General features: G+C 74.2%; 6 protein-coding genes and 3 tRNA genes. 5 read left to right on the top strand and 4 right to left on the bottom strand.

Going from position 1 to position 7708, the window contains the following annotated elements; translation table 11 throughout:
* Nucleotides 1-6: 6 nt before the first annotated feature.
* Nucleotides 7-2934, bottom strand: a complete 2928-nt coding sequence (locus NCC78_RS24160) for a M36 family metallopeptidase (RefSeq protein ID WP_250797236.1) — start codon at nucleotides 2932-2934, stop codon at nucleotides 7-9.
* 233 nt (nucleotides 2935-3167) lie between these two features.
* Here NCC78_RS24160 and NCC78_RS24155 point away from each other — a divergent pair, with 233 nt between their 5' ends.
* Nucleotides 3168-4364: an alkane 1-monooxygenase gene (locus NCC78_RS24155; RefSeq protein ID WP_250797235.1), complete on the top strand. Its 1197-nt coding sequence runs from the start codon at nucleotides 3168-3170 to the stop codon at nucleotides 4362-4364.
* 87 nt (nucleotides 4365-4451) lie between these two features.
* Here NCC78_RS24155 and NCC78_RS24150 read toward each other — a convergent pair whose 3' ends face one another.
* Both NCC78_RS24150 and NCC78_RS24145 read right to left on the bottom strand, forming a co-directional pair.
* Nucleotides 4452-5027, bottom strand: coding sequence for a TIGR03086 family metal-binding protein (locus NCC78_RS24150; RefSeq protein WP_250797233.1), 576 nt, complete (start codon nucleotides 5025-5027; stop codon nucleotides 4452-4454).
* Nucleotides 5028-5119: 92 nt separating this feature from the next.
* Nucleotides 5120-5722, bottom strand: a complete 603-nt coding sequence (locus tag NCC78_RS24145; protein ID WP_250797232.1) for a TetR/AcrR family transcriptional regulator — start codon at nucleotides 5720-5722, stop codon at nucleotides 5120-5122.
* 338 nt (nucleotides 5723-6060) lie between these two features.
* Here NCC78_RS24145 and NCC78_RS24140 point away from each other — a divergent pair.
* The 3 genes from NCC78_RS24140 to NCC78_RS24130 all read left to right on the top strand — a co-directional run bounded on the left by NCC78_RS24140 (nucleotide 6061) and on the right by NCC78_RS24130 (nucleotide 6326).
* A tRNA-Gly gene (locus NCC78_RS24140) sits at nucleotides 6061-6133 on the top strand.
* 34 nt (nucleotides 6134-6167) lie between these two features.
* Nucleotides 6168-6238 (top strand) — tRNA-Cys (locus tag NCC78_RS24135).
* Nucleotides 6239-6251: 13 nt separating this feature from the next.
* Nucleotides 6252-6326 (top strand) — tRNA-Val (locus NCC78_RS24130).
* A gap of 111 nt (nucleotides 6327-6437) precedes the next feature.
* Here the strand turns inward: NCC78_RS24130 and NCC78_RS24125 are convergent.
* Nucleotides 6438-7346 carry an ArsR family transcriptional regulator gene (locus tag NCC78_RS24125; protein ID WP_250797231.1) on the bottom strand — a complete coding sequence of 303 codons (909 nt, stop codon included), beginning with the start codon at nucleotides 7344-7346 and terminating at the stop codon, nucleotides 6438-6440.
* A gap of 139 nt (nucleotides 7347-7485) precedes the next feature.
* Here NCC78_RS24125 and NCC78_RS24120 point away from each other — a divergent pair.
* A partial coding sequence (locus tag NCC78_RS24120; protein ID WP_250797230.1) for an isocitrate lyase/phosphoenolpyruvate mutase family protein occupies nucleotides 7486-7708 on the top strand: 223 nt, incomplete at its 3' end.

Here is a 7708-nt window from a genome sequence, read left to right as displayed (position 1 = left end):
GACGCCTCACTTCGAGAACGCCTGGAACTCGGCGATCCGCACCTGGGTACGCGCCGGGCTGGCCGTCGCGCAGTCGGTGGTGGTGGCCGGGTCGTCGTCCTGCTCGCCGGCGTAGTGCGGGCCGCCGGTGCACTGGCTGGTCAGTACCTCCAGCCGCAGGTTCGTGGCGAGGGTGGTGGGCACCGGGAACGAGCGCAGGTTGAGGTCCCGCACGTACGCCCGGTACGCCCCGCCCGGGAACGCGTCCGCCGCGCTGGTGTGGATCCGCCGCCAGTTCGCCGGATCCGCGCAGTCGGTGGTCGCCGCGTTGCAGGCCGACACCGCGAACGAGCGCAGCGCGCTGAGCGCGTTCTGGCTGCCCGTGTCGACGTCGCCGGTGATCGACGGGCGCAGCATGGCGCTGACGTTCACCCGCTTCACCACCTGCGGCGCGTCGCCGGGCAGCGCCACGGTGACCTGCCGGCCGGCCACCCCGTCCAGCGATGCCCAGTTGGTCGACTCGGTGTCGTCGGCGATCCGGTCCAGGTTGACCCCGTCGCCGGTGATGACGGCGCCGGACGCCGTCGAGGCGAGGTTGCGGCTCATCCGCAGGTCGACGTAGCCCTCCCCGTCCGCCTCGGCGACCACGGTGAGCCGCTGGTGGCCGAAGCCGGGCGCGACGGCGAGCAGCTGGTACGTCCCCGGCACCAGTTCGATCCGGTCGGGCAGCGCCGTCGCCGGGTCGGTGTCGGCCACCGGGACCGCCCGCGCCTCGTACGCCCCGACGTACACCCGGATCGGCGCGTCGGCGCTGTCGCCCTTGGGGCGCAGGGTGAGCGTCGCGTTGCCGCCCTGCGGGGCGGCGAAGCTCGGCGTGGGGTCGGTGTCGGAGGCGCCGTTGGTGGCGGCGTCCCGGCCCATCCCGGAACGGGCGAACTCGGCCCAGATCAGTTCCTGGTTGGCCCCGCCGAAGCGGAGCAGGTCCGCGGTGAGCATGTTGTCCCGCATGTCCAGCATGCTCACCTGGCTCGCCGCCTGGAGCAGGAACGAGTCGAAAACCAGCTGCGACCAGCGCCGGTTGCCCGGGCACTGCTCCACCGCGACCCTGCCCAGCGCGCAGTCGAGCTGCCGCTGCGGCGTGCCGACGCCGTACCGCTGCACCAGGGCGGAGCGGATCCGGAAGTTGGTGGCGCTCCAGATCTCGCCGTCGGCGTGCACGGCGGGACCGGCGGTGTTGTAGCCGACGTCGGAGTAGTTCAGCGGGCTGCGGCTGAAGTCGTGGTTGCGGATGCCGCTGACCAGGTTGCCGGTGACGTACCCGCCGGTGACGAAGGGCGTCTCACCGGGGGCGCGCAGGTTGTGCTGGAACAGGTACTCCGCGGCCAGCAGGTCGCTCCACGACTCGCCCATCGACCCGCCCTGGTGGCCGCCGATGCCGCTGTCCGGGCCGGCGATCATCCGGTTGGTGATGGCGTGGGTGTACTCGTGCCCGATCACCGTCATGTCGTAGTCGCCGTCCACGCAGGGCGGGTACGGCCCGCCGGCCTGCGGCTGCCACAGGTACATGTTGGTGGTCGGCGGCAGCCCGTCGCGCGGGCTGTTCTGGTTGGCGTTGTTCCGGTTGCCGCTCAGCGCGCCCTGCTGGGCGCGGCCCTGCTCGGCGTCGCCGCCGAGCCCGCTCGGGGTCAGGTTGACCGCCTGGAGGTTCCAGCTCGCCTCGGTGAAGCCGAGGTGCCAGGCCCAGTCGTGCATCCGGTTGTGCATGGCGAAGAGGTTGCCGATCGCCGCGTCGGCGTCGTTGCGCCGCGCCGAGGTGAACACCTCCGGGTTGCAGCGGGCCTGGTGCCACTGGTCGGTGAACGGGTAGTCGTAGCGGCGCTCCGGGCTCGGGGTGGCCGGGACGACCGGGGTGCCGGCGCCCCAGGAGAGCACCGTGTTGGCCGAGTTGCCGCGCGAGGTGTACGTCGGCGTGCCGGTGGCCGCGTCGACGTCCCACGGCTGGCCGGTGGCCGGGTCGCGGAAGGCCGCCGCGCAGCCCGGTGACGGGTCGCCGCACCAGCGCACCCGGGGGTCCTGCCCGGGCGCCAGGTCGCTGGGCGGGGTGGCCGGGAAGACCGCCCAGCTCGGGTTGTCGGAGTCGAAGTCGACGAGGTCCTCGCGGACCAGCACCTGGCCGGTGATCCCGTCGACGTACGTGGTGAACGCCTCCGGGTGGTCGGTGTCCGCGCCGATCAGGGTCACCTCGTACGCCGCCCGGGGCCCGTCCAGCGGGGTGGGCACGGCGACCGACCGGACACTGTGGCTGCGGACCGCGCCGGCGTCCAGATCGGCGTCGGCGAGCGCCGCCGCGTACGCCTGCTCCTCGGTGAGGGTGGCCGGCGCGGGCGCGGCGGTGTCCCGGGAGAGCGAGGAGCTGACCGCGACGACCGTGCCGGCGGTGACCGCGACGGTGACCAGGCCGTCGTGCCCGGCGGGCAGGTCGCCGAAGCGCTGCCGCAGGGTGACCACGGCGCCGTCGCCGATCGGCCGGACCAGCAGCCGGTCCATCGCGCGGACGGCGGCGGCGTCGAGGCCGAAGAGGTTCCGCTGTCCGGTGAGGTACGCGCGGGCGGCGGCCTCCGGGTCGGTGGGCAGGCCGGTGGCGAGCGGCGCCCGGCCGGGGCCGAGCGCGGGCGGGGTGCCGAGCCGGTTCCACCGGACGTCCTCGTCGGCCCTGCGGGCCAGCCCGCGTTGCCGGGCGTCGGGCGTGACGGTGCCTGCCCGGTTGTCGACGTCGGCGTGTTCGTGCCCCTCGGCGAACGTGCCGGAGCGCCGCTCGGCGGAGGCGCCGCCGGTGGGTGCGGCGGCGGCGGGGCCGGCGGGGAGCAGCGCGGTGACCAGTGCGGTCGCCGCCAGGACGGGGAAGAGCCGGCGTCGACGCCGGCTCATCCAGGGTGTCCACTCCGGGTGTGGCACGGGACCTCCTCGTGGGAGCGGGGTGGCCGGCGTTCCGCCGGCCCGGTGCAGCGCGGTGACGCATGCGCATCTGTGAATACCAGCCCGGTCTGACGCGAACAAGGGGCGCGGCCCCTCAAGGCGCCGCGAGGGTGACGGATCGAGATGATTCAACTTTACAAATCCGGAGCACTTGTAAAACGGCGTGACGGCTGCCACAGTCGGGGGAGACCGCGACAGATCGGAGGTCCGCCATGGCCGTCGACCCCGCAGCGACCGTCACCCCCGCCCCCTGGCGCGACACGCGCAAGCCGCTCTGGCCGCTGGCGCTGCTCGTCCCGGCGCTGCCCTTCCTCGGGTGGGCCGTCTGGCGGGCCACCGGCGGCGGGTGGGCCTGGTGGCTCACCCCCGCCTTCGTCTTCGGGCTGATCCCGGTGGTCGACCTGCTGATCGGCGACGACCGGCGCAACCCGCCGGACGAGGCGGTGCCCCGCCTGTCGGCCGACGGCTACTACCGCTGGCTGACCTACCTCTACCTGCCCGCGCAGTACGCCGCCCTGGTGCTCTGCTGCGCCGTGTGGGCCGGCGGCGACCTGTCCCCGCTCGGCGCAGCCGGGCTGGTCGCCACCGTCGGGGTGGTCAACGGCATCGCCATCAACACCGCCCACGAGCTGGGTCACAAGCGGGAGACGGCGGAGCGCTGGCTGTCCAAGGTGGCGCTCGCCCCGACCGGCTACGGGCACTTCTACGTGGAGCACAACCGGGGTCACCACACCCGGGTCGCCACCCCCGAGGATCCGGCCAGCTCCCGGCTCGGCGAGAGCTTCTGGGCGTTCTGGCCGCGTACCGTCTGGGGCAGCCTGCGCTCGGCCTGGCGGCTGGAGACTGGCCGGTTCCGCATCCGGGGCCGCAGCCCGTGGACCTGGCGCAACGACATCCTCAACGCCTGGGCGATGACCGTGGCGCTCAGCGCCGCGCTGGTCGTCGCGTTCGGCCCGGTGGTGCTGCCGTTCCTGCTGCTCCAGGCGGTGGTCGGGTTCTCCCTGCTGGAGGCGGTCAACTACCTGGAGCACTACGGGCTGGCCCGGCGGCGTACTCCGGCCGGCCGCTACGAGAAGGTCGACCCCCGGCACAGCTGGAACAGCGACCGCACGGTCACCAACGTCTTCCTCTTCCAGCTCCAGCGGCACAGCGACCACCACGCCAACCCGCTGCGCCGCTACCAGACGCTGCGCAGCTTCGACGCCTCGCCGCAGCTGCCCGCCGGCTACGCCAGCATGGTCGTCGCCGCGCTGGTGCCACCGCTCTGGCGGCGGGTGATGGACCACCGGGTGATCGCCCACTACGGCGGCGACCTGGAGCGGGCCAACATCCACCCGCCGGCCCGGCGCCGGCTGCTGGAGCGCCAGCGCCGCCGCCCCGCGGCCACCCCCGAGTCGTACGCCGGCTGACGGCCGCGCCGACCGGCCGCCTCTTCCCGGCGTCCGGTCGGCGCCCGTCCGGGTACGGCCCGAGGGCGCCCGGTGTGCGGCGTTCCGCTACGGCGCCCAGTCGGGGTCGCGGCCGAAGGCGGCGACGAGGCGGTCCTGCTCGTCGGCGTCGGCCGGCACGTCGGTCCCCGGCCGGACCAGCCCGCCGCGCTGGTAGTCGGCGTTCCGTTCGGCGAACCACCGGGCGCACTCGGCGACCGCGTCGGCGTCCAACCGCGGTTCCGCGCCGATCGCCACCGCCAGGTCCCACCCGTGGATCAGGTGCTCGGCGATGAGCTGGTGCAGGTACTCGTCGGCCGGGGTCTCGCCGCTGGAGAGCTGCACGGTGCCCTCCAGCGCCGTCGGACGGGTGAAGGCCAGTTCCGCCTGGGCCGCCGCCTCCCGCGCCGCACCCGCCGGCTCCTGGCCGAGCTGGTCGCCGTCGTAGCGGTCGCCGACCTCCTCGATCGTCCGGCCGGCGAGCAGCGCGACGCTCCAGCGGTCCTCGCTCACCACGTGGTTGACCAGCGCCCGGACGTCCCACCCGGGGCAGGGGGTCGGGTCCGACCACTGCCCGGGCCCGACCTGCTCCACCCGGTCGATGAACTCGGCCAGGCTTCGGCGGTACGTCTCCAGCAGGTCCATGCCGCCGATTGTTCCGGCTGACCCGGGGGGAATGAGTAGTTTTGCCGGCTTCGGCGCTGGTGTGGCCGGTCGGGTGTCGCGGTGGGCGGCGGTCAGTCGAGCTGTTGCGGAGCCAGCCCCAGCTCGCGGGCGGCCACCAGGCGGATCCAGTCGGTGAACTGCCGGCGGGAGATCACCCGGTCGTGCACCGCGAACTGCACCGCCAGCCCGTCCATCACCGCGCTGATCCGCCACGCGGCGCCGGCCGGGTCGGCGCACTCGAAGGTGCCGTCGGCGACCCCGTCGGAGATCACGCTGGCCAGGTCCTCCCGCCAGCGCAGGTCGAGCCGGCGGGAGACCTTCTCCAGCTCCGGGGTGCGCAGCGACTCCGCCCAGCCGTCGATCCACAGGGACCAGGACGTCGCCCGGCCGGCCGGGGTGTACAGCTTCAAGATCCGCCGCAGCTTGGTCAGCGGTGACGCGCTGGACCGCATCACCGCGTCCAGCCGGGCCAGGTCCTGCTCCACGGCGTACGCGAACGCCTGCGCGAGCAGCCGGTCCTTGGTGGCGAAATGGTAGAAGACGAGCGCCTGGCTCACCCCGGCGGCCTGCGCCACGTCGGCCGTGCGGGTGTTGGCCAGACCGCGTTCCACGATCACGTCACAGGCCGTGCGCAACAGGGCATCCAGGCGGATTTCGGCCGCACGTCTCGTCACGCCGGTTACCGTAGCCCATCCGTTTGCACACGAGCAGTCACCAAAGCGGCCGGTCGAGCGCGGGCAGTCGGAAGTCGGACAGTTGCCCACCGGGTTCGACGGGCCACTCGGGCAGCGGAGTCCGTCGGTGTCGGGCCGCCGGGGCGTCGCACCCCTGCGGCTCCGGTCCGTACGGCGCGCCCGGCCCGAGCGGCTGGTCGGGGCCGGGTGGCGCAGGTTCCTAGGACGCCGGAGAGGTGTACCCGGTCGGCGCGACCCGCCGGCAAGGCCCCCGATTTGGCAACCGCTCGCCGGCTCGGCTAAAGTTCTCATCCGTCACCGGGGAACGCCGGAGACAAGCGGACGTAGCGCAGCTGGTAGCGCATCACCTTGCCAAGGTGAGGGTCGCGGGTTCGAATCCCGTCGTCCGCTCGGAGCTGCCGCCACGCATGACGGGGGCAACCTCGGTGGGGTGGCCGAGAGGCGAGGCAACGGCCTGCAAAGCCGTGTACGCGGGTTCAAATCCCGTCCCCACCTCGGTAACAGGCGCGGGCGATTGGCGCAGTGGGAGCGCGCTTCCTTGACACGGAAGAGGTCACTGGTTCAAACCCAGTATCGCCCACCAGATCGAAAAGGCTGGTCATCGGAACCCCGGTGACCAGCCTTTTCGCATGTCCGACCCGGCGACGGTCGGCAGCCGTGCCGCCTTTCGCACGTCCGATCCGGCGACGGCAGGTCAGGCCGACGCGGAGAGCAGCGCCTCGGCGAGGTCGGTCCGGACGCTGAGCAGCGTCCTGCCCTGCCGGTGGGTGGCCACCAGCCCGGCGGCCCGCAGCGCGGTGAGGTGCTGGGACACCCCCGCCCGCGACATCCCGGTGCGCCGGGCCAGTTCGGTGCCGCAGGTCGGCGCGGCCAGCGCGGTCAACAGTTGGGCCCGGCCCCGCCCGAGCACCGCGGCCAGCGCGTCCGGGGTCGCCGCCGGTCGCTCCCAGAGCGCGCCGAGCCCGCGGGCCGGGTACGCGAGCTGCGGGGTGTCGCCGGCGATGCTGAGCACCGACGGCCAGACGAAGACCGACGGGACGAGGACGAGCGCCCCGCCCTCGGGCACGTCGGGTGCGGCGCAGTGCCGCTGGGCGATCAGCAGGGTGTCGTCCTCCCACCTGACCCGCTCGTGCAGGTCGTTGAGGAGTCCGGCGGCGCCGTCCTCGGCCAGCCGGTGGGCCCGGGCGAACACCTCGGCGTCGAGCAGCACCCGGATGCGGGGCCAGTCCGGCGCCAGGGCGATCCGCCAGTACGCCTCGATCTCCTCCGCCAGCCGGCGCAGCCCGGCCTGCGGGTCGGCGCGCAGGGCGGCCAGCGCCGGCGCGCGGTCCGGGGGATAGTGGGCCAGGTGCGCGCGTACGGTCGCGGCCGGGGTGGACCGCAGCGCCGCCAGCTCGGCGGCGAGGTCGGGGGAGAGGCCGGCCGGTGGCGGGGTGAGAAAGTCCGCGAGGTAGCCGGGGGCGGGCGGCACCAGGTGCCAGAGCAGCCCGGCGTCGGGACCGACCAGCCCGGCCTCGACCAGGCGCGGCCGCACCCGGCGGGCCCATGGCAGGTGGATCGCGTGCTCGCCGGGGTCGCGCAGCACCCGGATGCTGGCCGCCACCTCCCAGAGGCAGGAGACGGCGAAGCGGATCCGGGCGACGCCGCGCGCCGACAGACCGATGGCGACCAGGGCGTCCTCCGTCGATTCAGCTGGGACTGAAACGATACTGCCGGCGGCGGGACGGCCCCAGACTGGCCGGGTGACTGATCAACACCTGAGCGCAGAGCTCTTCCGTTCGCTGCACACCGCCGGCTCGCCGCTGGTCCTCGTCAACGCCTGGGACGCGGCGAGTGCCCGGATCGTGGCCGCCGCCGGGGCCCGGGCGGTCGCCACCACCAGCGCCGGCGTCGCCTGGAGCCTGGGCGCGCCGGACGGGGACGCCCTCGACCGCGGGGCGGCCGTCGCCCTCGTGCGGCGGGTCG

Source organism: Micromonospora phytophila, assembly GCF_023656545.1.
Classification (GTDB): domain Bacteria; phylum Actinomycetota; class Actinomycetes; order Mycobacteriales; family Micromonosporaceae; genus Micromonospora; species Micromonospora phytophila.
The sequence above is the reverse complement of the archived record's forward strand: the minus strand, read 5'-3'. Positions and strand labels throughout refer to the sequence as shown.

Coding starts and splice junctions, on each gene's coding strand:
- NCC78_RS24155 (WP_250797235.1), top strand. CDS start 3,168: ATGGCCGTCGACCCCGCAGCGACCGTCACCCCCGCCCCCTGGCGCGAC.
- NCC78_RS24150 (WP_250797233.1), bottom strand. CDS start 5,027: ATGGACCTGCTGGAGACGTACCGCCGAAGCCTGGCCGAGTTCATCGAC.